Annotated in this window: 17 protein-coding genes; 8 read left to right on the plus strand and 9 right to left on the minus strand. The window is 51.9% G+C overall.

Annotation, left to right across the window (positions count from 1 at the left end; genetic code table 11):
* Nucleotides 1-29: 29 nt before the first annotated feature.
* The 3 genes from AB1L42_RS21935 to AB1L42_RS21945 all read right to left on the minus strand — a co-directional run bounded on the left by AB1L42_RS21935 (nucleotide 30) and on the right by AB1L42_RS21945 (nucleotide 4683).
* Entirely contained in the window at nucleotides 30-2066 is a 2037-nt protein-coding gene (locus AB1L42_RS21935) for an ATP-binding protein (protein ID WP_367061576.1), read from the minus strand.
* Complete coding sequence (locus AB1L42_RS21940; protein ID WP_367061581.1) at nucleotides 2063-3568, minus strand: ATPase domain-containing protein; 1506 nt, start codon at nucleotides 3566-3568, stop codon at nucleotides 2063-2065. Before AB1L42_RS21940 ends, AB1L42_RS21935 begins: the two co-directional genes overlap by 4 nt.
* Before the next feature lie 293 nt (nucleotides 3569-3861).
* Nucleotides 3862-4683 (minus strand): DMT family transporter, encoded by an 822-nt coding sequence (locus tag AB1L42_RS21945; protein WP_367061585.1) that lies wholly within the window; start codon nucleotides 4681-4683, stop codon nucleotides 3862-3864.
* A gap of 413 nt (nucleotides 4684-5096) precedes the next feature.
* On the opposite strand from AB1L42_RS21945, the gene AB1L42_RS21950 reads away from it, so the two are divergent.
* Both AB1L42_RS21950 and AB1L42_RS21955 read left to right on the plus strand, forming a co-directional pair.
* Nucleotides 5097-7454, plus strand: a complete 2358-nt coding sequence (locus AB1L42_RS21950; RefSeq protein ID WP_367061588.1) for a PSD1 and planctomycete cytochrome C domain-containing protein — start codon at nucleotides 5097-5099, stop codon at nucleotides 7452-7454.
* 4 nt (nucleotides 7455-7458) lie between these two features.
* The gene (locus AB1L42_RS21955) at nucleotides 7459-8889 is read left to right on the plus strand and encodes a DUF1501 domain-containing protein (protein ID WP_367061592.1); all 1431 of its coding nucleotides are present in this window, start codon (nucleotides 7459-7461) and stop codon (nucleotides 8887-8889) included.
* Between the two features lie 42 nt (nucleotides 8890-8931).
* On the opposite strand, the gene AB1L42_RS21960 is transcribed toward AB1L42_RS21955, so the two are convergent.
* The gene (locus AB1L42_RS21960) at nucleotides 8932-9306 is read right to left on the minus strand and encodes a hypothetical protein (protein WP_367061595.1); all 375 of its coding nucleotides are present in this window, start codon (nucleotides 9304-9306) and stop codon (nucleotides 8932-8934) included.
* 192 nt (nucleotides 9307-9498) lie between these two features.
* Nucleotides 9499-10671, minus strand: a complete 1173-nt coding sequence (locus tag AB1L42_RS21965) for a hypothetical protein (protein ID WP_367061600.1) — start codon at nucleotides 10669-10671, stop codon at nucleotides 9499-9501.
* A 333-nt stretch (nucleotides 10672-11004) separates the two neighbouring features.
* On the opposite strand from AB1L42_RS21965, the gene AB1L42_RS21970 reads away from it, so the two are divergent.
* From AB1L42_RS21970 to AB1L42_RS21990, 5 genes are all read left to right on the plus strand, one after another.
* Nucleotides 11005-11379 (plus strand): hypothetical protein, encoded by a 375-nt coding sequence (locus tag AB1L42_RS21970; protein ID WP_367061603.1) that lies wholly within the window; start codon nucleotides 11005-11007, stop codon nucleotides 11377-11379.
* A 55-nt stretch (nucleotides 11380-11434) separates the two neighbouring features.
* Nucleotides 11435-13267, plus strand: a complete 1833-nt coding sequence (locus AB1L42_RS21975; RefSeq protein WP_367061608.1) for a cytochrome c peroxidase — start codon at nucleotides 11435-11437, stop codon at nucleotides 13265-13267.
* Entirely contained in the window at nucleotides 13268-14095 is an 828-nt protein-coding gene (locus AB1L42_RS21980) for a uracil-DNA glycosylase (RefSeq protein WP_367061611.1), read from the plus strand.
* 65 nt (nucleotides 14096-14160) lie between these two features.
* Complete coding sequence (locus tag AB1L42_RS21985) at nucleotides 14161-14799, plus strand: phosphopantothenoylcysteine decarboxylase (protein ID WP_367061614.1); 639 nt, start codon at nucleotides 14161-14163, stop codon at nucleotides 14797-14799.
* A complete protein-coding gene (locus AB1L42_RS21990) occupies nucleotides 14786-15046 on the plus strand; it encodes a MoaD/ThiS family protein (protein WP_367061617.1) in 261 nt (86 codons plus the stop codon). The genes AB1L42_RS21985 and AB1L42_RS21990 overlap by 14 nt, the downstream gene beginning before the upstream one ends.
* 13 nt (nucleotides 15047-15059) lie before the next feature.
* On the opposite strand, the gene AB1L42_RS21995 is transcribed toward AB1L42_RS21990, so the two are convergent.
* The 3 genes from AB1L42_RS21995 to AB1L42_RS22005 all read right to left on the minus strand — a co-directional run bounded on the left by AB1L42_RS21995 (nucleotide 15060) and on the right by AB1L42_RS22005 (nucleotide 23492).
* The gene (locus tag AB1L42_RS21995; protein WP_367061620.1) at nucleotides 15060-20537 is read right to left on the minus strand and encodes a DNA repair ATPase; all 5478 of its coding nucleotides are present in this window, start codon (nucleotides 20535-20537) and stop codon (nucleotides 15060-15062) included.
* Between the two features lie 160 nt (nucleotides 20538-20697).
* Nucleotides 20698-22794 carry a flotillin family protein gene (locus tag AB1L42_RS22000; protein ID WP_367061623.1) on the minus strand — a complete coding sequence of 699 codons (2097 nt, stop codon included), beginning with the start codon at nucleotides 22792-22794 and terminating at the stop codon, nucleotides 20698-20700.
* A gap of 68 nt (nucleotides 22795-22862) precedes the next feature.
* Nucleotides 22863-23492, minus strand: coding sequence for a hypothetical protein (locus tag AB1L42_RS22005; RefSeq protein ID WP_367061630.1), 630 nt, complete (start codon nucleotides 23490-23492; stop codon nucleotides 22863-22865).
* A gap of 254 nt (nucleotides 23493-23746) precedes the next feature.
* Here AB1L42_RS22005 and AB1L42_RS22010 point away from each other — a divergent pair, with 254 nt between their 5' ends.
* Nucleotides 23747-24337: a cob(I)yrinic acid a,c-diamide adenosyltransferase gene (locus tag AB1L42_RS22010; protein WP_367061635.1), complete on the plus strand. Its 591-nt coding sequence runs from the start codon at nucleotides 23747-23749 to the stop codon at nucleotides 24335-24337.
* Nucleotides 24338-24379: 42 nt separating this feature from the next.
* Here AB1L42_RS22010 and AB1L42_RS22015 read toward each other — a convergent pair whose 3' ends face one another.
* Nucleotides 24380-25282, minus strand: a complete 903-nt coding sequence (locus AB1L42_RS22015) for a carbohydrate kinase (protein ID WP_367061639.1) — start codon at nucleotides 25280-25282, stop codon at nucleotides 24380-24382.
* Nucleotides 25283-25460 lie beyond the last annotated feature (178 nt).

Raw genomic sequence — 25460 nt, forward strand, 5'->3', positions numbered from 1 at the left:
GCCTCAGCAACGCTCCCGAAAGAATCGAGCTAAGCTTGCGATCCCATCGCGAGATAGCGTTTGACCTTTTGGAGAAGCTGCGCACTGTCGATTGGCTTACTCAGATAGTCATTGCATCCACAGTCGATACAGCGATCCATATCTCCGTGCATCGCGTCAGCTGTCAGGGCAATGATTGGCCCACGGTAGCCGAGCCTGCGGAGTTGCTCAGCCGTTCGGTACCCGTCCAAGCGCGGCATTTGCATATCGAGAAGAATGAGATCCACAATTCTGTCGTTGCGAATCATCTCCTGAACTGTGTCGACGGCTTCTTGCCCGTCTTCAGCTTCCGTGATTGTCGCTCCGGCTTTGGAAAGAATCCGCGAGGCGAGGAATCGAATATCGCGGCGGTCATCGACCAACAACACACTACAATCGAGCTGCCCGACTTCTGGGGGTTGCGAGGTCGACGGAGAGTCGTCGATCGGCTGATGCGGAACCAGCCGGACGCCGTTGATTTCTCCGGGCTCAATCGAGACGGTGAAACAACTGCCTTCGCCGGGTTCACTTTCGACCGTGATCTCTCCTCCCATGATGTTTGCGAGCCGTTGGGAGATTGCCAGCCCCAGCCCCGTTCCGCCGAAATTGCGAGACACTGAGGAGTCCGCTTGAGTGAATGGTCGAAAGAGCCGGTCAATCTGACGTTTCGTCATCCCGATTCCCGTATCCTCCACTCGAAACTCAATCCGGTTGTTTTGTTGCTCGTATAGAATCGAAAGAGTGACTGACCCACGATCCGTGAACTTAATAGCATTCCCGACGAGATTAATGAGTATCTGCTTGAGCCGTTTCTGATCTGTCAGAATGTATTCCGGGATGAGCCCGTCATAATTAATTTCAAGGTCGATACGATTCTCCGTTGCGCGGATGTTCATCATGCTCCGCACATCTTCAAGAAGGCGGCTTGGTGAGAATCTTTCCACGCTAAGGTCAAACTTCCCAGCCTCGATTTTCGAGAGGTCCAGAATGTCGTTAATGATCTCCATCAAAAATCGACCGTTATTGCGGATGGTCGTGATGTGATCCTGGATATCGAGATCGTCGACTTTCTCCGAGATCAGATCGATGTAACCTAGAATCGCTGTCATCGGTGTGCGAATCTCGTGACTCATATTGGCGAGAAACTCGCTCTTCGCCCGGTTCGCTGCTTCTGCTTGCTGTCTTGCATCGCGTAACGCGAGTTCTGATTCGTGCCGCTGAGTGACATCCCAGATGATTCCAACGTGTCTGAGTGTCTTGCCAGACCTCCCGGCAACTGCTTCGCCTACCGCTGACATCCATCGCATGCCGAGGACGGGATGATGAATCCGGAACTCCATTCGCAGGTCGACTCCGGTCTCGAGAGACTCATTCCAGTGAGCGATCAGTTGCTCGCGGTCATCGTCATGGACACGCTCAAAGCAAAGCTCCGGATCAGGAACCACAGATTTTGGGAATCCGAACAATTCGTAAAACCGTGGAGACCAGTAGAGTTCTTTTCGACTCCATTCCCAGACGCCCATATGCCCAACTTGTAGCGCCATCCGGAGTCGACGGGCATCAATGGCCGAAGCTTCTGCAGCCCGACGTCTTTCGATCAGGAGATCACGTACAGCTCGCTGCCGCCGTCTATCGCGCAGCCGCGCTCTCAGCTTGCTGACAAAGACAGCGACTCGAAGTGGGCACGGAACAAGCGTCACATTCCCGAGCGAAAGAAGCCGTTCAACGCGTTGCGACGACAGTTCTTCGCGCCCCAGCAAGACAAGGACCGGAAAGTCTGACCACTCTGGCTGACGTCTAAGCACACTGTGCAAGAGAGCCATGTTGATGTCATTCAGATGGCCTTCCCCGACCAGCCCGACGCCGACCCCATCTTCGATCAGTGCGCAGAATTCCTCCATGTTGAAACAAAGATCGACCTCGATTTGGACGTCGTCCAGGATCTGCTTACAGATTTCTGCGTCGTCGGGAGTCGGAGCGTAAATCGCGACTCTTTGGAGAGTGTCATCTCGCTGGAGAGCGTCATCAATCGGGGGAAGTCCACTCATTCCGCTTTCGACTCATTTCTTGTAAATAAAGCTGCGTTATCGCCAACGAACTCAGGGGTTCCAGCAAGGACGCCGCGGAAGTTCACGAGTGGTTCTCCGATGTGCAATCCTTCGCTCGTCAGATCATATTCGCGAATCGAACGTTCGTGATTTTCAGTCCGATTCTTCACAACAGACAGTGCACGTCGAATCTTTCCACCAGCTTCAAAGTAACGGAACAGAATCACTGTATCTGCAAGGTAGCTCGTATCGACTGGCGTTCCCATTGTGTTGCCAAGCATCCCGTGCTGAGCAACAACCAGAAACGTCGACACCCCATGGTTCCCGAGATAAGTCAGAATATCGTGAAGTTGAACAGTCAGATACCGCTCGTGTGGCATGGAACTGACATACCCATTCAAGCTGTCGATTAAGACAACCGAGGCGCTCCTCCCTTCCCCATCCACGTTAACAGCATTTCGAATTTTGAGGGCAAACTCATTCGGCGTAATTTCTCCGGCGCGCAGATGACAGACTGAAATCAACCCTTGCTCCATGTATTCCCGAAGAGGAAACCCGAGACCGTCAGAACGTTTGAGGAGGACCTTTTCACTCTCTTCAAATTCAAACAGAACCGCACGTTCTCCGCGACTCGCTGCCTCCACGGCAAACTGAATCCCCATTGAGGACTTCCCAACCCCTGCCGGACCGATCAGCAGTGTGCTAGTGCCTCTGAGAATCCCCCCTCCCAACAGGTCATCAAGCGAACCTAAACCACTTCCCAGCAGTTCCCCCTTCACTGGTTCGGGTTCTGTGTCAGCAGCAGTTCGCGGAAAGATTTCGATGCCGCCGCGACCGAGACTGATATCATGAGCGCCGCCAATGAAGTCGGATCCACGATGTTTGATGATGCGCAGGTAACGCCGTTCATTCCCATAGTCCGTGAGGCGCTGCTCGAGCCGAATCACTCCGTGTGCCAGACTTTGAAGTTGCTGGTCATCCGCTCCCGTTCCCCGATCATCCAGCAAGATGGTGGTGCATCCCCGCCCGACAAAGAAACGCTTCAGAGCCAGAATCTGTCGGCGGTATCGCAAGGCTCCCTGGGACAGCAATCGCATTTCGGAAAGAGAGTCGAAGACGACACGGTCGGGATTGAAGGATTCAACTAACTTCTGGACTCCGGAAATTGTGCTGCCGAACTCCACTTCTGAGGGCTCAAACATCGTGTATTGAGCGCGGCCAATGTCATCGAGGGGGTCTAGCAACTCATGTATGTGAATCCCATCCAGAGACCATCCATGCGACTTGGCGATTTCCTGCAGCTCGTCAGCAGTCTCGGCTAGAGTGACGTACACTCCCTTCTCGCCGCGATCTCGACCAGCAAAAAGGAACTGAAGCCCAAGCGTGGTCTTTCCAGTCCCGGGTTCACCTTCCACCAAATATAAGCGTTCGGCAGAAAGCCCTCCGTGCAAGATTGCGTCGAGTGCTTCGATCCCAGTGCTTACCCTCATATCAACAGACACTCAATCGATCCTCAATTGCAGACCAGCAACGTTGTTCGAAACAGGAGTTTCGGAATTTCACCGAGTCACGGAAGATCAATAATGATCGACGAGCAACGTTCCTGATCCGGAACTCGCTGCTCGTGGTTTCGACGCGAGGAAATTGTAGCAATTTTCTTTTCACTCATTCCAGTGCCAAGCAGTGAGGCGCCGCAAGAGGATTCTTGCACTGGTTTGATGAAAGGCAACCCAGCGAGTAGGGAGTGCATTGCAAGAGTGCACTGATTCGAAAGTGAAGTCACCGAGAGACTTCGCTAGTTCAGAATCCACGACATTGCGATGGTGACGAACGGGAGCGTGCTCAGAAACACAGCTGCGGTGGTCGCGGAAGTTTGCTGAATTCCGGAGTACCACAACCAGGTGCCAGCCCAGATTCCCCCTGCCCCCCACCAGAAAACCGCAAGCCAGGCATTCGTCGTGAGCCCAGCGAGGTCGACATATCCCGACCCGATGAGTGTGGCGGGGAGGATCAAGATGACCGACGCCAGCGTCGAGAGGGCAGCGAGAGGTAGCGGATTGAGCCTTCGAGTGACGACTTTCGCCATCAGAATTCCGGACGCTTCACAAATAACAGCGACAGAACTCAAAGCCACTCCAAAGACAAGCATCATCGACTCACAGTTCTGCGAGTCCGATTGTGCACAAGTGGACCGAATCAGCAGCGCACAGCAGGCTGCGAACAGGATCCATCCCAATTGCCCGGGATGAGGACGATCGCGAACAAACAATATCGCTCCCAAACCAGTCACCACAGGAGTCAGACAAGTGACCGTGCAAATGACCGAACACGGAGCGAACCGAGTGCTCCCCAACATCAGCCCCGAAACTGCGATCAAAGAAGCGCCAATCAGGATGACGAGGATTGCATCAATCGAAGTGATCTTGGCGATTTCGTTTCGGTACTTCCAGAGAATTGGAAGGAATAGAACCGATGCAACCGTCAGACGAATCGCTGTCCCCTCGAAAACTCCAATTTCCTTTGTAAGGACCTGACTGACAGGCAGTGAGGTACCGAACAGAAGAATAGCAATTGCCATTTGGCAATAGGCAACGGGTTTTTGAAGTACAGCCTTCATCAATCACAATTATTTCAACGGAACGAGAGAGCAGAATCGACAGCGAACGACTCCTTCGGTGAGGTCCAACACTGGAGCTGACGATCCGTAAGTCAACTCACGCTTGCCAAGTCAACTGCGCCCTGAAATGGCATCCCGGGCAGACTTTCCGACTGCCCGGATTTCCGGAGATATACAACGTGGTCCGCAACGGGCTTTCGTCGAAATGAAAGCGTTGAACACTTTTCGAACCTAACTCCATGGACGGGCCGTCACAATCTGATTTCGCAGACGAATCGGACTGATTTCAGCTTTGATTCGAAGTCGTCGGTACGACCTGATAAATCGGGAAACCTTCTCTATTCGGTTTGTGTTTCCTGACCTCATAAAGGGCTGCCGAATCAGACGCAAAGATTTAATAGAGAACTCAAACCATGGGTGTTCCCAGAAGAATTGCGATGTTCTCCTATCGATTTGTGTGGTTCTTCATTGCTTCCGGAGTGGTATCGGGCCCACTGTTCGCAGAGCAGCCGGTTAAGTCGGTCGAATATAATCGCGACATCCGTCCTCTCCTCGCGGATGCTTGCCTTAACTGTCATGGACAGGATGAAAAGTCTCGGCAGGCCGATTTAAGACTCGACCTGCTCGAAGATGTCCTTCTTGATCGTGGTGGATATGCAGCGATCGTTCCCGGGGCCCCGAACAACAGCGAAGTTATCCGCCGCATCCTTTCGGAGGATGAATTTCTCCGCATGCCGCCACCTGATTCACCTCGACAACTCAGTAACGAGGAACGGGCCATGCTGGCGCAATGGATTGAGGACGGTGCAGAGTTCGAACAACACTGGTCGTTCATTCCTCCGACAGAACCGGCCGTTCCGATGGACGATTCCGGATGGAGCCGCAACGAAATCGACCGTTTCGTGTTGCAGGAACTGAGAGAGAACGGACTCAAACCGCAAGACGAGGCAGACTGCCGAACGCTGATCAGACGAGTCACCCTCGACCTTACTGGGCTCCCCCCGACACAGAAGCAGGTGGACCGATTCTTGGCCGACACTCGACCAGACGCCTACGAGCAACTGGTTGACACGCTGCTCGCTTCGCCGCAATACGGGGAACAACAAGCGAGTATGTGGCTCGACCTGGCTCGTTACGCGGACTCCGGCGGTTATCAGGGCGACATTCCAAGAACGATGTGGCCATGGCGGGACTGGGTGATTCAGGCCTACAACAACAATCTTCCGTTCGACGAGTTCACGCTGCACCAACTGGCAGGAGACTTACTCCCCAATCCCACCGACGAACAACTTATCGCGACTGGATTTAATCGGAACCATCGAATCAACGACGAAGACGGAATCATTCCTGAAGAGTTTCGAATGGAGTATGTCGTCGACCGCGTCGAATCGACTTCACTCACATGGATGGGCCTGACGATGGGTTGCGCCCGGTGCCATGATCACAAGTTCGACCCCATCAGCCAGGAAGAGTTTTACTCTTTCCTCGCCTACTTCAACAGCGTCGACGAGTTTGGACGCGGTTACGGCAACTCGCAACCGCTCTTCTATTATGATCCTGAAACACAGCCGATCATTGAGCGCATTGACCGAGAGTTAATTGAACTCGGCGACGCTGCTCAGGGTGAATATCAAAAGTTGATCGACCTGAAGGCCGAACGAGATGAGGTCCTTTCCGAGTCGTTGACAGTCATGATTATGAAGGACCGGAAAGAACCGAGAGAGACCTTCGTCCTCGACCGAGGCTTATATGACTCTCCAGTCAAGAAGGTCGAACATGGCGTTCCCTCAGCCATTTTGCCTCTTTCCGAAGATGCCCCTGCCAATCGACTCAGCCTGGCGAAGTGGCTGCTTGATCCACAGCATCCGCTGACGTCTCGCGTCGCTGTCAATCGCTTCTGGAAGTCTCATTTCGGTCGCGGACTTGTTTCAACTCCCGAGGACTTTGGGACACGTGGTACTCCACCGTCACATCCTGAACTCCTTGACTGGCTGGCCGTTCACTTCATCACTTCGGGCTGGGATGTCAAAGCACTCCACCGACTGATTGTCACCAGCAGCACATATCGACAAGACTCGTCAGCGTCCAAAGAACAATATCGCGACGACCCGGAAAACCAACTGCTGTCTCGCGGACCCAGGGTTCGCATGCGCCCGGAGGAAATCCGAGATCAAGCTCTCGTCGCCTCTGGGCTTATTAATCTGAAAGTCGGTGGCCCCTCCGTAAAACCGTACCAGCCTGACGGTGTGTGGGAAGAAATGGTTGCATTCTTTCCGGAATACAATCAGTCACACGGCGAAGACCTCTATCGTCGCAGCCTTTACACATTCCTTCGCCGAACGGTTCAACCACCGAACATGAACTCGCTGGACTTTCAGAGTAGAGAGATCTGTCAGGTGAATCGACCAACTACGAACACGCCGCTTCAAGCTCTCGTGCTGATGAATGACCCGACTTACGTCGAAGCAGCACGTGTTCTGGCTCACAAGACAATGCTCACCTGTCCCTCACTCTCAGACGATGACCGCTGGCTGACTCAAGTGGCGGAGCAGGTGCTGATTCGTCCGCCGACATGTGACGAACTCGAGATTCTCAAAGCACAACTGCTCCATCATCGCCATCAGTACAACTCCAATCCTGAACTCGCTCGAAATCTTTTGACCGTTGGAGAAAGTCCGATCGATTCAGAAGTGAATCCCGTTGAACTGGCTGCCCGAACCGTTGTTGTAAGCCTGATTTTCAACGTTGACGAAGCCATCAACCGGGAGTAGAGCCTTGAATGAAATCGCAACTGAAGTCCTAAAACAATCACGCCGTTCCTTCTTCCGGAAAAGTGCTACCGGCTTGGGTGCAGCTGCGCTCGGTAGCCTCCTGCAGGCAGACTCTGCGCACGCAGTCAAAGGCCCGCATCTGCCGAGCACCGCCAAACGAGTTATCTATCTGTTTCAATCTGGCGCTCCGTCGCAGATGGATCTCTTCGACCCGAAACCTGACCTCAATGACAGAAGAGGGGAAGAACTTCCTTCATCGGTTCGAATGGGCCAGCGTTTGACTGGAATGACAGCCAATCAAAACCGACTCTGCATCGCACCAACCATTTACAAATTCCGAAAACATGGTGAGTGCGGAGCCGATGTCAGCGACCTACTTCCCCACACCGCTCAGATCGCTGACGATCTCTGCTTTATTAAGTCGATGCATACAGACGCTATTAATCATGACCCGGCGATCACGTTCCTGATGACAGGCAGCCAACTGCCTGGACGCCCCAGTATTGGATCATGGCTTTCATATGGCCTTGGCAACGAAGCTGAGAACCTGCCAACCTTTGTGGTCTTGTCCTCAAAAGGCAGCGGACGCCCCAACGGACAACCTCTCTATCAGCGTCTTTGGGGAAGTGGGTTTATTCCATCCGAACACCAGGGTGTCCGGTTTGGGAACACACAGGAAGCAGTCCACTATCTCTCCAACCCAGCCGGTCTGGATCGTGAATCCCGACACTCCTGGTTAAACGCCCTGCGAGAGATGAACGAACTAAAGCTGGAAGAAACTTACGATCCGGAAATCGAAACGCGAATCTCGCAATACGAGATGGCGTTCCGAATGCAGTCATCAGTCCCGGAACTCACGGACATCGAAAACGAACCGCAGTCAACGTTCGATCTTTATGGAGAGGAAGCCAAACAACCTGGAACGTTCGCAGCAAATTGCCTGCTCGCCCGTCGAATGGTCGAGCGAGGAGTGCGATACGTTCAGCTGTTCCACCGGGGTTGGGACCAGCATGTCAATCTGCCAAAACAGCTTCCTGGACAGTGCAAGGATACTGATCAGGCATCAGCTGCACTCGTTCTCGACCTCAAACAACGTGGACTCCTCGACGACACAATCGTCATCTGGGGAGGAGAGTTTGGACGAACAATCTATTGCCAGGAAGCACTTTCACCCACAAACTATGGACGTGATCACCATCCTCGATGCTTCACCATGTGGGTCGCGGGCGGCGGATTTCGCTCGGGGCTCAGCTACGGTGCAACAGACGACTTCTGCTACAACGTCACAGAAAACCCGGTCTCCGTCCACGACTTCCATGCTACGCTCTTACATACGCTTGGAATCGAGCACGAGAACTTTACATTCCGGCACCAAGGGCGCGATTACCGACTGACAGACGTCCACGGTCGAGTCGTCAAAGATCTGTTGAGCTAACTGCTTGATGAAATCAGATATCGCAAGGGATTAGGCTGTCGTCTATAGACAGTCACACACTTCGCTGTATTGCGACGGATGCTGGCTTCCGTAATAGGTCACACAGCTACAAGTCCCTTCGTACTTCTCGCATTTCGCGTAGACATAACGGAGCGGAACCCAGGTCGGTCCGAAATTGTCTCTGCATTGAGCGTAGGGATAATAGATATCCACAATACACTCTCCACTCTTAGCAACTTCATAGCCTTCGAGTGACTCACACTGAGAACCTTCGCCAGCGACGCACTCATCGGGGCCATCAGCTTCACAACTCGTATTTACAGATGGGTTGTCGAGTTGGTGAATCGGTTTCGAGCGGTCGCATCTCAATCCGGTTTGAATTGCGGTGGTCTGGCAGTCAATGGCTTGGAGTTGCATCGAGACTCCGCTCGCAACGAACCCTATGCCGAACACAACCAACACGAATCCCAAGATCGAACGAACTTTCATTACCGACTTTCCAGAGAGTTTGCTCTCGTCTGTTCACGCGTGTCTAAGCTGCAGACTTCAGATTTAAAAAGCCTGCCTGCCGACACTCCCGCACAACTGCTTTTGGCCGACCATCGCAAGTCAAACTTGTCTCCGCCACAAGACAAATCCGATCACCATTAGAACAATCCCGTTCAGGATCAACAACAACGAACGCCAACTGAAATTCATCTCTCTGATCGAAGACTCCAGCGGTTGCTCCGGTTGCATGTTCATGATGTACTCCGCCTGGGCATGAAAGTACTCTTTCACATCGGAAAAGCTCTGCTGAAGGGTACTTCCCCGATTGTATTCCGGGTTTCGAAGATCAATCGCAATCGCTCCTGAAGAAGCAGGCATCTTAAATTCGGACTCGTTCAGCTCAACATTAAAAACAGCGGAGCGAATCAGCTTGACCGACCAGCTTTTCAGTTCTCCACTGGAATCCAGCGAAAATTCATAATGCTCAAGCGGCATGAGCACATCACCAGGGAAAAGCGTGTACTCCCGGAAGAACCGGACTTTGTTAGGCGTCGCATCCGCAGAGTTTCGCGTGATGATTTCAAGAGGAAGAAGGTGCTCGCCATCGATGGTGACGGTCGATCCGGACTCATTGCGAACGATGTATTCCTCAGAGATATTTCCCTCAGTATTGGATGATTTGACTTCAATCGGCCGAAAATTCGTCAGTTCACTCGTCGGCAGATAAGACACAAGACGATGGAAGCCCCACCGCGGCTGTGACCGGACGTAGGCTTTAACCGTTTCGACCGTCGGAGGATTCTTAACTGGAAACGATTTGACAAGGTGTAAATCGTCAACCATCACATGATCGAACTCCAGTCCTGTCGTTCGTTCACTCACTCCATTGTTCAGCAAAGTTTCAACGAAGGTCATTTTCCATTCGCCGGGTCCGGAGTACGACTTGTGCTGCTTCAACGCTTCAGGATTGAAAACCTCGATTAACTGATAGATTTTCTCTTCAGGATCTGATGCCTCAATCGAGTCAATTTTGAGAGCGATTTCACGAGCCGAAATTCGAATCGGTTTCCAAAGAACGCCCGAAGAAACCTGTGATTCAATTCTCGCCGTCGCGACTTCTGACCGCATCCCCGACCAGACAGCTTCCACGGACGCGACAGATGGATGCTCGGAGCCAACACCTTCCGTGGGACCCTCAGATGTGTCTGCAAAACTTTGAATCGATGACAACGAAACAACGGCCAGCAGTAGCGTCGCAAGTCTCTTCATCTTCCCCACTGACTGATCCTTCATTTCTGCCGCGTTCTATAGCGTGTATAAACTATTTCGATCGACATACTGTTGCAAGTTCTTCGCAACATCTCTCCATCGCTTCCGGTTCTTCTCGAATCGAACGGGAGTTGTATTGAAAACCTTGCAACTGCTTTCCTGACTCCGTAGCCTTTTCGTTTCATTCAACAAGGTTTTCGCAGACGCACTTAACGAAGCGTCGTCGACCTGCTGACCAGCCCCCGCGAAATCGCCGACCTCGGTGAATGCACTTCTCCCCCCAGCGACCCGTTTCGTTTTCGTTCCCTTCCTCGGTTCACGAACAGTTTCGAAACTCATCTAGAAAGTCGTTTGTTCATGAAAAGTATGCTCGCGATTGGATTGTGCGGATTTGTTCTTCTGTTTAGCGCTCAAGTAGAAGTGAATCTCGCACAAGAGAGTGATTCAACGTCATCTGAAGAAACAACCTTCCGACTGCCCATTCACTACGGGAAGATTGGAGTCTCATCGACTCAGCGAGAAAAGCTGAAGGAAATTCACGACTCTTATGAGGAAAAACTGGAAGAACTCCGAACTCAGTTGAAGGCACTGGTGACTGAACGCGACAAAACCATGGAGGCAGAATTGACTGACGGACAACGACTGCGACTGAAAGAACTGCGGCAAGAGTCGGTCCAATCAAAACCGAAGGGGCAGCAACCCGCAGCTTCCGCCGAGAGTGTTTCGGAATAGAGTCCACACTCCGAAAAATCGGATTGGCTCCGAGAACATTTCGACGAGACCGGTCATGGATTATGATGATCTCATGACTCGGTCTCGCACTTCACATCATTCGAATTCGCTGCTGCGTACTCCAATCGCGTGCTGCCTGCTCATTCTTCTGAGTCAGGTGACCTCCGCTGACGAGATACGCACTCCGCTTCCGTTGACTGAACTTCTGGCACCGGCGCCAACGAGCGTGCGCCGCCCCACTCAGATGGAATGGGTCATTCCGGGTGAGCAAATTTTGATCGCGAACCCGCGATCATCTTCGCTGAGCATCGTTAGCCTCACCAAACACGATTCCATTGCGGAGTTTGCATTCTCCGGAAACCTTTCCGCGCTTGCATCAATCCCCAGTTCGACCGCACCCACGTGGCAGAGATTCGCATTAACGACCTCTTCTCCGGGGAGACTGACGGTCATTGAAATTGAAGACGGGAATGCATTCGAAGGCGAATCCCTGGACTTAACTTCACGGAGATTGGAGTCGCACGTCGCTGTCCACAGCTCCACGATCGCTGTCAGTTCAGTCTGGGACCGATGTGTCTGGCTGATCGATGATGCACAAACGCTGAGCGTTTCAAGCTGCGTCGAACTTTCCTTCGAAGCAGGGAAACTTCAATTTTCTCCCGATGGAAAATACCTCGTCGTGGCGGATGCTTTCGGGGGACATCTCGCTCTGATCGAATCTTCCACCGGGTCGATTGTCGACCTCGCCGAGACGGGCGGTCACAACATTGGCGGCCTCAGTTTTCTCTCTCCGTCCCGATTGATGATCACTCACCAAATGAACCACGCGAGTGGAGCCACGACCATTGACCAGATTGCCAACGGGGCTGTGATCGAGAACGTGATTCAGGAATTCGATCTCCAAACGAACGACGTCGGTTCACCAAAACTAGCCCCTCGACTCATCGGGGAAATGGGCGAACCGTCGCATGGGGCGGCCGATCCCGGTGCAATTGCGATCGATCGCACCGGATCGCGGTTCGTCGCTATCTCCGGCAACGACGAGGTGCTTCGCCTCAACAACTACGGCGTCAATCTTTCTCTTATTTCAGTCGGCGATGGACCAGTTGACCTGCTCCTCTCTCCTGATGAGAAGTGGCTATATTGCCTGAATCAGTTCGACGAGTCGATTTCCGTCATCTCAACCGAAGAAAACACCGCTACGAAAGTCATTTCCATCGGGGACAAAAGAGTCGAGACCCCGGCAGACCGTGGCGAGCGACTCTTTTTTGACGGGTCCCTTTCGCGGTTTGAGTGGTTCAGTTGCCACAGTTGTCATGTTCGAGGACACACTCACTACGGACTTGCAGACACTTTCGGAGACGGAAATTCGGGAGCACCGAAACGTGTGCTGTCACTGCTCGGAGGTCGTGACAATACCCCCTGGGGCTGGAATGGGAGCAAGAAAACGTTGCACGATCAGGTCCGGCAATCCGCGTTGTTGACGATGCGTGGGGAGACTCCCTCCGCCCGTGAGGTGAACGATCTTGTCGCGTATCTGCATACTCTGGACTCTCCGCCTCCATTTCGTCCCTCGCAAGGACCTGAAGATTCTCGCCAAATTTCTCACGGACAAGCGGTTTTTCAGCGTGAAGGGTGCGCCAACTGCCACGTCCCTCCACTGACATTTACTTCAGATTCCATCTACAATGTCGGCATCGCCGACGAGCACGGGAACCAAAAGTTCAATCCGCCTTCTCTCAATGGTGTCGGATACCGACGCGGTTTGTTCCATGATCGCCGTGCTGAAACTCTGCGAGATGTCATTGTCGATCAAGGTCATCAACTTGACGAGTCGTTGAACTCTCATGACGCCGAAGCACTGATTCGTTTTCTGGAAAGCCTTTAAGTGTCTGACAATTCAACACAACGCGCTGCACTGCAACTTCTGCGAGATTTATCTCGCGCGGGCGTAACGCACCTGCCACATTGGACTCCGCCGCCCGTTACGACGGCCACTGTGCCCCACACTCCGATTGAAGAAACAGTCCAAACGGAGGTTCGCCCTGACCCGGTGACTTCCGATGAAAGCACGGTTCCCAACACACCTGAACTCCCAGCAATCAATGAACCGGTCGGGAGTGAGACCGTTCCCGACCAGCCTGTTTCACCGGCGAAGTCTCTCCCCGAACTCGCTGCCAGAGTCGCGGCCTGCACTCGTTGCCAGGAACTCGCTGAAAAGAGAACGCAAACCGTCTTTGGAGTTGGAAATCCGAACGCGAACATAATGTTCATCGGAGAAGCTCCCGGTGCCGACGAGGACCGACAAGGCGAACCGTTCGTCGGCAAAGCGGGCCAATTGCTCAACCGAATTATCGAAGCCTGCGGCTGGAAGCGATCCGATCTCTACATCTGCAATATCCTCAGATGTCGACCACCCGGCAATCGAAACCCCACTCCGGAAGAAGCCAGCAATTGTCGCGAATATCTGGAAGGCCAAATCGAACTGGTTCGCCCCAAGTACATTGTCTGTTGGGGATCTGTCGCTGCGAAAAACCTGCTTAATCAGGATCTAAGTATCGGCAAAATGCGTGGCAATTTCTTTGACTATCAGAATGCAAAAGTTCTCTGCACTTACCACCCGTCGTATCTCTTGAGAAACCCTGAAGCAAAGAAACCTGTCTGGGAAGACATGAAATTGCTCATGGCCAAAATCGAATCGGATTCCTCAAGTTAATTGAGTGAAGTTAATACACGTCGCAGTTCTTCTGCCTATAAGCTGCGAAGAGAAAGTGAAGTCTAATGCGTGTGCTCGTGACCGCTGGCCCCACTCGGGAGTACCTTGATGAAGTCCGTTACCTGTCGAATGCCAGCAGCGGGAAAATGGGTTACGCCATTGTCAGCGCCGGGCTAAAACTCGGTTGGGAGATGGTTCTCGTCAGCGGACCCGTCGACCTGCCTCCTCCTCCCGGTTGTGAATTTCATCCTGTTGTAACAACTCGCGAAATGCGCGATGCTTCGGTTGAAGAGTTCGACAATTGCGACGGAGTCATCGCCGCGGCCGCTGTCTGTGATTACCGCCCGATCGTTCGAGTCGCTGGCAAGCTGTCTAAAACGGGAAACCCAGTCACCATCGAAATGATCGAGACCGACGATGTTCTGGCCGAACTCGGAAACAGAAAGAACGACCGGTGGGTTGTCGGGTTTGCACTCGAAGCCCAAAACCCTCGCGAAAACGCACTCCAAAAACTTCGACGGAAAAACTGCGACTGGATCGTCTTGAACTCACCGACAGCCATCGGAGCCGATTCCAATCAAGTCGAACTCATCGCAGCAGACGAAACGACGCAGGCAACATGGGCTGGATCAAAATCTGAAGTCGCAGATTCGCTCATCCATTGGATCGCTGAGAATCAGGACCGTCGCTATGGTCAACGTTGAATTCTTCGGAATTCCAAGGCAGCGGACCGGAGTCTCGACGACCACTCTTCAAGCTGCGACGATCGGTCAACTTCTCGATCATCTCGCGCAGCAATATCCCAATTTCCGAAACTCATGTATGGATGGGGAACAGCTCACCAGCGATGTTCTCGTTTCCGTAAACGGAAGAACGACAACTCGAGACAGATCCTTCCCACTTGGAGACGATGACGACGTATTGCTCTTGTCTGCCGACGTTGGTGGCTAAGTCAGCAACAGCCCTATCGTTCTTTGGCTGACTCGATATTGCGCAGAAGCTTTCGATAGTCTTTCAGGCACTGTTCGACCATCGGCACAAGCTGAGAGAGTTCGCCCTGATTCTTCACTGCCATTTCAGTCAGCGGCTTCATCCATTCCTGCATGAGACTGAATTGAGATTCCAAGACTCCATAAACCGAACGGGGCAGTTTGTTCACGACTGTGATTCGGTCTGACATTTCACGAGTCTGATCCTGGCTCACTTCGGAAGGTTCCGACACCTTCTGCGTCGAAGCGACTGGAAGATTCTGAGGCCATTGAACTTCGAGCGGAGGAATCTCAATCGGGGGGAGAGAGACATTCAGTGGGCGATCGACGAGTTGCGCGAGTTGTTGTAAACCTGCCTGAAAGTGGCCGCTGAGTGTTCGAAGTTCGGTTTGAAGATTCTCTTGCAGCTGAGTCGATTCATCATCTCGTGGATCAGCTTGAGTCGTCTTCGAGAGCGCAGTCGCTCCGTCGACAACGGCAGAGCGAATCGAATCAAGCCCTTCATTCAGCGAGTTGATCGTGAGAATGACCTGGCCAACTTTGTCGTCCGCATCAATGCCTTTCATCTTCACATTCTGCCGGAACGTTTTCTTAATCGCTTCCCATCGCTCGTTTTGCGAAGCTGTTAACGTCCCATTGAGTTCTCGAAACTTCAGAAGGTTCGCTTCAGTTCCTGAAGTCAATGTTTGAGCATCATTCTGATAGCTGGAGTCGATCAGCGTTTCCAACTCAGCATCATCCATAATCGGCATCACTTTTTCAGCGATCCGATTCATGTTTCGATATGACCCCTGCAGTAAGAACGGAGGTTCCGTTCGATAGTCATCATTCTGAGCAGCTGACGCGATGTATGCTTGATTCACTTTCAGCACGACGTCACGCGCCCGCATGAGCTTGGTCATCGTTTGCACGAATTCATTGAGTTCTTCAATCGAATAATTCGATTCAAATTCGACGCCTTCGGAGGACATTTCCTCTCCGCGGCGGACTCGTTCTGCAAGCTCAACAACAGCGTGAACATCTTTCTGCGATCGACTCGCCAGCTGAGTCAACACAGGATTCGACGTTAAAGCATTTTCGATATAGCTCAGTTCGAAGGCCCGGGCACTGTCGCCGATAATCTCTCCGAGGTTGTAGATATCGGCTCGATTGCTCAACATGTCTGGAATGCGAAACTTCTCGCCACTCTCCGTATACGGGTTACCCGCCATCACGACGGCGACCTTCTTGCCGCGGAAGTCGTAGGTCTTCGCGACCCCTTTGTATACTCCTTCAATTTTCCGCTGCGCGTCACACAAGCTAATAAACTTCTGCAAGAACTCTGGATGACAGTGCTGAATGTCGTCCAGATAGATCATCACGTTGTCTCCCATCTCGAAAGCGAGATTGAGCTTGTCAATCTCCTCTCGAGCCCCAGCATTCGGAGCGGCATTTGGATCAAGCGAAGTGACCTCATGCCCGAGCGCAGGTCCGTTGATCTTCATAAAGATGATCCCCAGACGATTCGCGATGTACTCCATCAACGTCGTTTTACCGTAGCCAGGCGGTGAAATGAGCAACAACAAGCCCTGTCGATCGGTCCTCTTCCCTTCGCCGCTTGTTCCAATTTGCTTGGCAAGATTATCCCCGATGAGGGGCAGATAAACCTGATCGATCAACTTGTTTCGGACGAACGATGTCAACACCCGAGGCTGAAAATCTTCCAGCTGCATATCAACCTGAGCAGCTTCAATCATCTGCTTTTTTAGAGCATGGAAGCGTTCATACTTCGGCACGATCTCACTCGCAAAACGGGCAAGCCGATGATTGAACTGATGGAACTGAAGTTGATAGACACCATTCGAAATAACGGGATGGCTCCCAGTCATGCCCTCGAGTTTCGTTTCGAGTTGCGCTGAGACGATCGCTGTCGATTCGAGTTGGCCATCCATGATCAGTTCAGCCACTTCATCGCGGTAGCTGATAAGCTGCTTGCCCTTTTGGTGATTGATGAGGAATGCCGTAATCCAGTCACGGGCGAGTTCGAAACACGAGCTTGTATCTCGACTGACAGCTTTCATCGCATCAGCAAATTTCTGGTCCGCTTCGCGTCGATCCAATTCTTTATGAAACTCGGAAAAGAGATCCGCCGACGTCTGCGAAGTCACAAAGACGTTGCCGCGTGACTTTCGATCGGGGTCCGTCAGTTCCTCAAACAGATATTCGGCAGCCTCACGCAACAACAGCGAGTCACGTCCGAGTTCCCCGTAGAAATCATTGTTCGTAAACAGACCACAAACAGAGAGCCATTCCCAAAGTTGGCCCTGGAGTTCAGAAATGTATGCCTTCTGCTGATCCAGTCCCGGGAATAGTTCCGAGACGACCCCAAACCCTGACAGCTTCGATTCAACTCTTTTCTTAACCTTGGAATCGCCAAAGTTCCACCAGTACAAATTCGCGATGGCCCGAGCCTGTGGGGAATAACGAAGCAGACCACATTCTGAATGAATCTTCAGCAGCGATTGAAGAATAATCGCAGCATCATGATCGTGAACTCCCTTGGTGTACCCTTCCCGATAACGTGGCCCCATAAATCGCTGAACGACAGGCAGGAGTTCAGCCACCTCGAACTCATCGGCCTGTGAACGATCCGATTTAACCTCGTCACTTAAGGAGATTCCACCTGACTGAATTGCTAACAAGATTTGATAGGCTAGATACTCCGCTCGGTAGACGTTTGCGTTCTCGCTGATCACCTCCATCGACCAGACTTCTTCAGTTTCCCGAAGTTCAGCACTCCCGATTGGCTCGTAAAAGTCCGTCCCAGTCAGATGAAAATTCGGTTCGCCGTCCCGAAAAACCAGCGTCAGATCGAGAACCTGTGTATTCACAGAAAACCGGTGATTCCCGAATCGAATCACATGGTCGCCGTCTTCGTAGAGTTCTTTTCTGTCTTTGAGCTGACGAACAGAGTCATCGCGGATCGACTTCAGCTTGGATTGGATGTCGTCAACTTTGACGCTGTCACCCAACTCCTCCAGATCGGCAACAATGTTCCGGACCTTTTCAATCATCAGGTCCGAAGCAAAATATCCGTGGATGTCGCGAACTTCATCCATCGAATCGACGCGATTTTTGACTCCCTTGAGAATTCGATCTGCAGCATCAGCGAGAGCGTTGGCTCGTCGATTCCGCTTTTCGACCAGAAGCATGCGGCGCGACTCAAACGCGCTCGCGATCTCTTCTCGCTTCTCTGTCAGTTGCAGAATGAACTCATCGAACTCGGCGAACTTTCCCTCGAGTTCTTCAAGCTGCACCATTAACTTCGTGAGGTACTCCTCACATCGCTGAGGAGTGTCGCAGACGTCGAGGTAATTTACGACCGACTGGTTGAGCAGCTTCAACTGACTCGAAAACTCCGCCGCACCTTCAACAGAAGCAAGTTCCTGAGTCTTCCGCTTCAGCGTCGCCCGGGCTGTGTTGAGACGGGAAAAGATCGCGGAAATCTTGTCGATGATTGATGTGCGTTGCGTCGCATCATCGATTTTCAGATTGCTGACGATCTCAATCAACATCTCAAGTTCGTCGGCCGAATCGGCAATGCGAGACTCAACCTCTCGCGCCTCAGCAACTCTTTCGAGCCGATCGATCGCCGCCTGTTCTTCCTCAATTGCAGCCACGTAGGGCGAGAGTGCGTCGTCTTGCAAAAGGAAGTTCACACATCGGTGTGACAGTTGTTCCGAAGCTTCCGCAACCTCTTTCTCGATGCTGGCAATCAACTCGAGGTCCGCATATCGAAGCTCACGAAGGCCAATGATGTCCCCTCGAATTCGTCTGAAGTCCGAGAGCGATTGAACGTACTCCTCAATGGTTTCAAATCGTTGTCGTCCCAGACGATTAAGCAGCTCACGCGTCTGCTGAACGATCGAGTCAGTCTGGGTCCTTGTATTCTTCCGGACGCGAACGACCTTCTCGTATTCATCAACCGCAGCAGCAGCAGTCTTGCGAACATCCTGTAGAGGAATCGCCAGATTGAATGCATCGTCCTGATTGATCCAAAAGTAGCTGTCAAGAACGTCGATCGCCCGTTTTTCGAGATCGACATACAGCCCGGTGTATCTGTCATCCTTGTCGACGAGGCCTAGAATTTCGTGACACTCAGCCATCGCCCGAACGATATCACGATTGCCGATTTTGTAGAGATAAGAGTCCGTTCGAGTTGGTGCCTGATAGTCTTCTCCCACGTAAGGAGTCTGCCAGACCTGTATCGCATGATGTTTCTGGGCTTCCTGCTGAGACTTCTGCAGGATCATCTCACCACCCTGAAACATCGTGAAGCCATGACAGACGATGGGAGTATCGACTTTCTGCTCGATCACGTTGTATCCGAGCAGTACGTAATCACCCAGTTTGGGCTGGTAGAAGACATAAAGCGTGTCTTCCCCGTTTGGAGAAACAACGCGTCGCTCGAAGATTAACCCCTGCAGACTCGTCTCGAAGGTTTTCTGCTCGCCACTTTGAAGATAGTAACCATTCGAGAAAATGAGCCCTTGGTCGTCAGGCAGAAGAACACAGGAATCCGCGATGGAATCGACTCGACTTGCCTTTTGCGTCTTCTCATTGAAGACGATATATCTCCAGACAGTTTCCTGGTAAGGACGAATCTTCAGCAGAATCGTATGGCCGACGAAGGCATAATAGATGTCCGCATCGTCGAGTGTCTGATCCGAGTTCTCGACAAGCTCCTCATAGACCCCCTTGCCCGATTCGGTATTGTCTTCCACTTTGATCGTGAGATCTCCGCCGACAGTCTCGACGAAAATCTTGTCTTCAACCGAAATGTGCGGATGCAGCCCGTGCCGCTGCATGTCACGAGTCGTCTTAATCCACTCAAATTCGTGTTGAGGTGGATATCGAACCTCGTGATCGCTTCGATTCCCTAAATATTCAAGTGCCCCGCCACTCATCAGCCACTTAAACGATTTGATATCGTTGAAGTCTCTGCCAACGCGAAACACCATGTACAGGTGTACTCCGCGCACAAAGAACTTCTCAAACGTGGCGTTCTTGTAATAGCGGTAGACGTCCTGGAAGTCTTTTTCGAAAGCGGGAAGCCGAATCAAATCGAGAGGACGTAAACTGAATGTTTTCGAGTCATTGTCAAACTCATAGACGCCAAAGACATCCGACAAGCTTCTTTCTGACTTCAGACCGAACTGAACGTTGTAGCCGAACAGAAACTGATCGCCGACAGCGATCATGTCACGAGGAATACAGTTATTCTCAGTTGTAATCCGTTCGGTGTTTAACAGCTTCAACTCGATCGAGCCGAAAACTTGCTTGCGTTCTTCATTCAACTTCGCGAGGCGTGAACGAAGTTCGTCAGCATGCTTGCGCAGGCGATTCTGCAGGATCTCATAGGTCCCGGATTCCAGCTTCGATTCAGAATCAGGCTGCGGAGCTGTTTCGGACATGAGGCAACTTACCGACGTCTAGTAATTCAGTTTGAGACAGTTCTAAAGACCTTGAAGCAAACTCGACCGGAGACATCTTCAACTCAAGATCACGATTGAAGAGTCAGCGAAACAGAAGCTTCAAGTTCCACCTATTCCTTTCCTCTCAGAGTGCACCGCTTCAGTCACTGCTCTCACTGGATGGAATCATTCCCAGTCCGAGTGCTCCGACTTTCTTGTCCATCAAACCAGCATCCTTCAGATACCGCTGAAGCCGTTTCAGGCTTGATGTCGTTCCGTCGTCATCGGATTCAAACAGAAGCTTCGTGAGCAATGCAGCCACGGACAGGTCTTTGACGTCTTCAATCTTCAAACCGAACTGGCTGACGAACCCGACAAGGTTTTCAGAGAAGTCCTGAGAACCACTCCCATCGAAGAACGTGTTCTTGACATCCGTGAGGACCTGCGAGTTCCCGATGTATCGATCGACTGATTTCCCAGCTTTGATGGAGTCGACAATGCGATCGAAGAATTCTGTCTCGCCACCGACGATATCGATTCGTGCAGATTCGAGGGCAGCACCCACGATTCCTGACTGTTCACGAGCAATATCTTTTTGTGCGTTGATCGCAGCGATTTCGATCTCTTTGTCCTTGTTAAGTCGAAGTTTGAACTCTTCGTGCTCACGCCCGACACCATCGAACAGTTTCATCGCTTCGGCCTTCTGCTCGATGCCTTTGGCTTCTGCGTAGTACTTTTGCTCCAGGACAGTCGCTTCGGCCATTCCTTCTTTCTCGATCGCTTCGGCTTTGGCTTTCTGCCCTTTGGCTTCGGCGACAAGCTTTCGCTCGACCACTGTCGCTTCTGCTGTTCCCTCTTTCTCAAGAGCGTCAGCACGCATGGTCATCACTTGAACTTCGGCCAATCCATCCGCTGCCGCTTCTGCCTGACGGGCTTCCGCGAGAAGCTTCTTGGAAGCGGTCTCTTTCTCAGCGGCAGAGAGTTTGGCATCGGCCTCGATCACAACTTTGTCTGCTTCGAAGGTCGCAGCCTGCTTCTGAGCTTCGGCAGCTTTGATTTCTTTAACCAGTGATTCTTCAGCCTGCTTCTCGGCGAGAGTAATCGCGACACGCTTTTCTCGATCAGCAGTCGCGAACTCTTCGGTATCCTTGATTCGCTGTTGTTCTTCGACAACGGATCGTTCAACTACAACACGCTCACGGATGACATCCTGAATGTTGCGTTTCTCGACCTCGATCACTTTCTCTTTTTCGATCTCGGCGAGGCCAACGATTCGTTCTCTTTCTGTGACTTCGAGGAGTCGGTCTTTCTCGACTCGCTCGTTTTCAACAGCATTTGTTCGCTCTTTGTTCTTTTGGGCGACGATGATCTGACGCAGCTTGTTTTCTTCTGCGATTGCAAGCTCTTCTTCGGTGCTGATGCGTGCCGATTCAGATCGAAGACGCTGTTCTTCCTGGACCTTGGCAGCTTCAGCATGTTCTCGAGCGGCGATCTCGGCGATCTCGCGTTTCTGCTTCTCAGTCGCTTCCACTCGTTGCTTTTCGAGTTCAAGAATCGCTTCCTGAGCTTCGACATCCTGCTTCTTAATCGTTTTCTCTTTTTCTCTCCGGATGTCGTTGGCCTGAATGTGTTCCTGCGCAGTGAGGTTTGTAATTTTCTTAATACCCTCTGCGTCGAGAATATTCATCTCGTTCAGGTGCGTGATCGGAGTTTGTTCGAGATAGTCAATCGCGCAGTCGTCGAGGACATATCCGTTTAAGTCCGTCCCGATGTGCTTAAGAATTTCTTCCTTAAACTGATCCCGCTCTGTGTAGAGATCAACGAAGTCAAAGTGCTTTCCGACAGTCTTAAGTGCTTCAGAAAACTTGGCATCGAAGAGTTCAACGAGCGCAGCCTTCTCGGACGCTCGCCGACATCCCAGGGCCTGAGCGACTTGAAGAATGTCCTGAGTCGTGTTGTTCACGCGAACGAAGAAGGCAACTTCAATATCTGCCCGGACATTGTCTTTGCAGATCAAACCCGAAGTCTCTCGACGGGCGATTTCGATGCGTTTGACCGACAGGTCCATATGTTCGACGCGGTGAGCAATCGGAATGACCCACATTCCGCCGCCGGAGACGACACTCATGCCGCCCCATCCGGTTTTCACCAATGCTTCTTCTGGACCGACCTTGCGATAGAATCGCGACATCGCGATGAGAAAGCCCACGAGCAGAATCGAGAGAAACACGAGCGTCGGTATAAATACTTCCAACATGGTTTGTCACTTCCTCAGTGATTGATGCCACTCTTTCATCGAGATCGTCGATCGAAGTTTCTCTCGACTCACGCGTCCTCGGTGCATTCGACGTAATAAATCCCGGTTTCCGGGGAGTAATCCACAATTCGCACAAGCGAATCTTTGGCAGCCGATCCTTCAACAGTTCGTACATTCAAGCGCAAAGGCGCTCCGTTATCCACAGCACACATTGCCTGACCGAACTCTGAATTTGCTTCGGTCGTGACGATCGTGCATGTCTTTCCTAACAAGTCCGAAAGTGTGTTCGGCTGTTTGATTCTCAACCGCCCTCGAAGAGGATTCGTGATGAGTTTCGCGCCGACAATGCCAAGTCCCAGGCTGCGAGCGATCGCAAACGCGGATTCGCCCAATGTTGGGTCCTCCAGGCCTCGATCCAGAAGCATCGTGCTGATCCAGGAAACAATGGCCACGATCGAAAGCCAAACCATGAACGGGACTTCCCCCAGGTTCAGCCATCTCAACCCGAGCATTCCCAGATCAGTCGCTGAAGGCGAGACGTCGGGATCGAGATCCATGTCGAACCCAAGGTCGAAGTCGAAGACATCGATGTCGATTCCGCCTGCAATCACCAGCAACCAATAAAGCGTGACAACCACCAGCAAAATGCTGAACGGAAGCACAGGCCACTGAAAATATGTTTCCAACAGAAAAGTCATCGCAATTCTCCGATGTTGCCATTATGCAACAGAGACTCTGGCAACCCTTTCTCAAAACGGAAATTCGGTGCGATGGATCAAGGATTCCGGAGTGAATTCGGATAGTTTTCAGGAGGCAACGATTAGTCAGAATGTGCCCAACACAACGATCGCTCCAGCCACGACATCGTTTGCAGTCTGTGAACTGACGATGCACACTGACGGATCATAGCCACTCAGAAGCAACACCACCTGCGGAAAGAATGACAGGCAAGATGGTCTACTTGAACAAAATCTATACACGAACGGGAGACACCGGAGAGACTTCACTCGGAGATGGAACTCGCGTCCCGAAAGATCATCCAAGGATTATCGCCTACGGAACGATCGACGAATTGAACTCAGCTTTGGGAACGGTGACTGCGCTGTCTCAACCAACATCCCAGACTCAATCGTCGATTCGAATCATCCAGAACGACCTCTTCGATGTGGGTGCTGATCTTTGTGTTCCGGAGAGTGAAGAGCCCCTTGAGTACACGCCGCTTCGAGTCACAGCTGAGCAAGTCGCTCAACTTGAAGACTGGATCGACCAAGCCAACGAAGTTCTTTCACCACTCACGAGCTTCATTCTGCCAGGGGGAAACCAAGCTTCTGCGTTGCTCCATCAGGCCCGAACAATTTGTCGACGGGCCGAAGTACACATCTACCAGCTACTCAATGAAGAACGGATCAACCCACTCATTCTCACCTACGTCAATCGCCTGAGTGACTTGCTCTTCGTGCTGGCCCGCGTTGAAAACGACAACGGCACAGCAGACATTTTATGGAAGCCAGGCGGAGACGAGTCCAAGACCGCCGAAAAATAAGACAGCCGTGGCGACTCGCAACTCAATATTCAAGAGAACAGATTAAAAGACCGAGGAGCGCAGTTCGTCAAACTTCTCTTTCAGCTCCGGCATTGCCCCCTGATGCGACGCGACGATGCCGCCAACCTGATTCGCAAAGTTCCCCGCCTCATGGAGCGTTCGCTTTCGAAGCAGAGACGTGATCAACCCGGCGGTGAACGCATCTCCTGCACCGACTGTATCGGCCACCTGAACCGGCTTGCCCTCGACCTCGACAACTTCATCTGCACTCACAAGGCAGCAGCCTTTGGCACCCCGAGTGATGCAGACAAGCTCAGTCGAAAACTCCTCAATGACTTGCTGAGCGAATTTGACTTCATCGCGACTAAAGTCGAAAAGCGGCGCGATGACTTCGACTTCTTCGTCGTTCAATTTCACAACGGTCGAGAGGTTGAGTGAATTTCGAATCCAGTCCGCGGCGTAATAGTTTTGTCTGAGGTTAACGTCATACACTTTCAAACAGTCATCCTGCACGGACTGAACAGCCTTCAGGATTGTCTCCCGAGATTTTGACTCGCGCTGAGCTAGAGTTCCGAAACAGACAGCACTCGCAGACTTCATGATCTCTGCAAGGTCATCAGTGAATTCCAGACGATCCCAAGCGACGCCTTCGTGGATCACATATTTCGGCTGATTTCGCTCATCGAACTCTACGGTCACAGTCCCGGTCGGAACCTCTTCATCGTGCTGGATCCCATGCGTCTTCAAACCCTTCGACTTCAGAAAGTCTACAATCTCTTCGCCCAACTCATCAGTTCCGACACGACTGACGACGATTCCCTGATTGCCGAGTTGCTCAGCTTGAAATGCCACATTCGCCGGTGCTCCTCCGGGTCGTCGTTCGTCCGGGAAGACATCCCACAGGAGTTCTCCGAGGCCAACGATAATGGGGCGATGCTCAGACATAAATCACTTCATCCGAAATTCAGATTGCTACGTTTTTCTCAACTCGACGGTCGAAATTTCTTCGTTCTTCTGAACCTACCAGAAAGAGAACCGCACCGAAACTCATCAATTCTTCTCAATCCTCGACCGTCCACCTATAATCAGTATCCGTCGCCTTGCCGACAATTGTCGTTTTCAT

This window comes from Thalassoglobus sp. JC818, assembly GCF_040717535.1.
Lineage (GTDB): Bacteria > Planctomycetota > Planctomycetia > Planctomycetales > Planctomycetaceae > Thalassoglobus.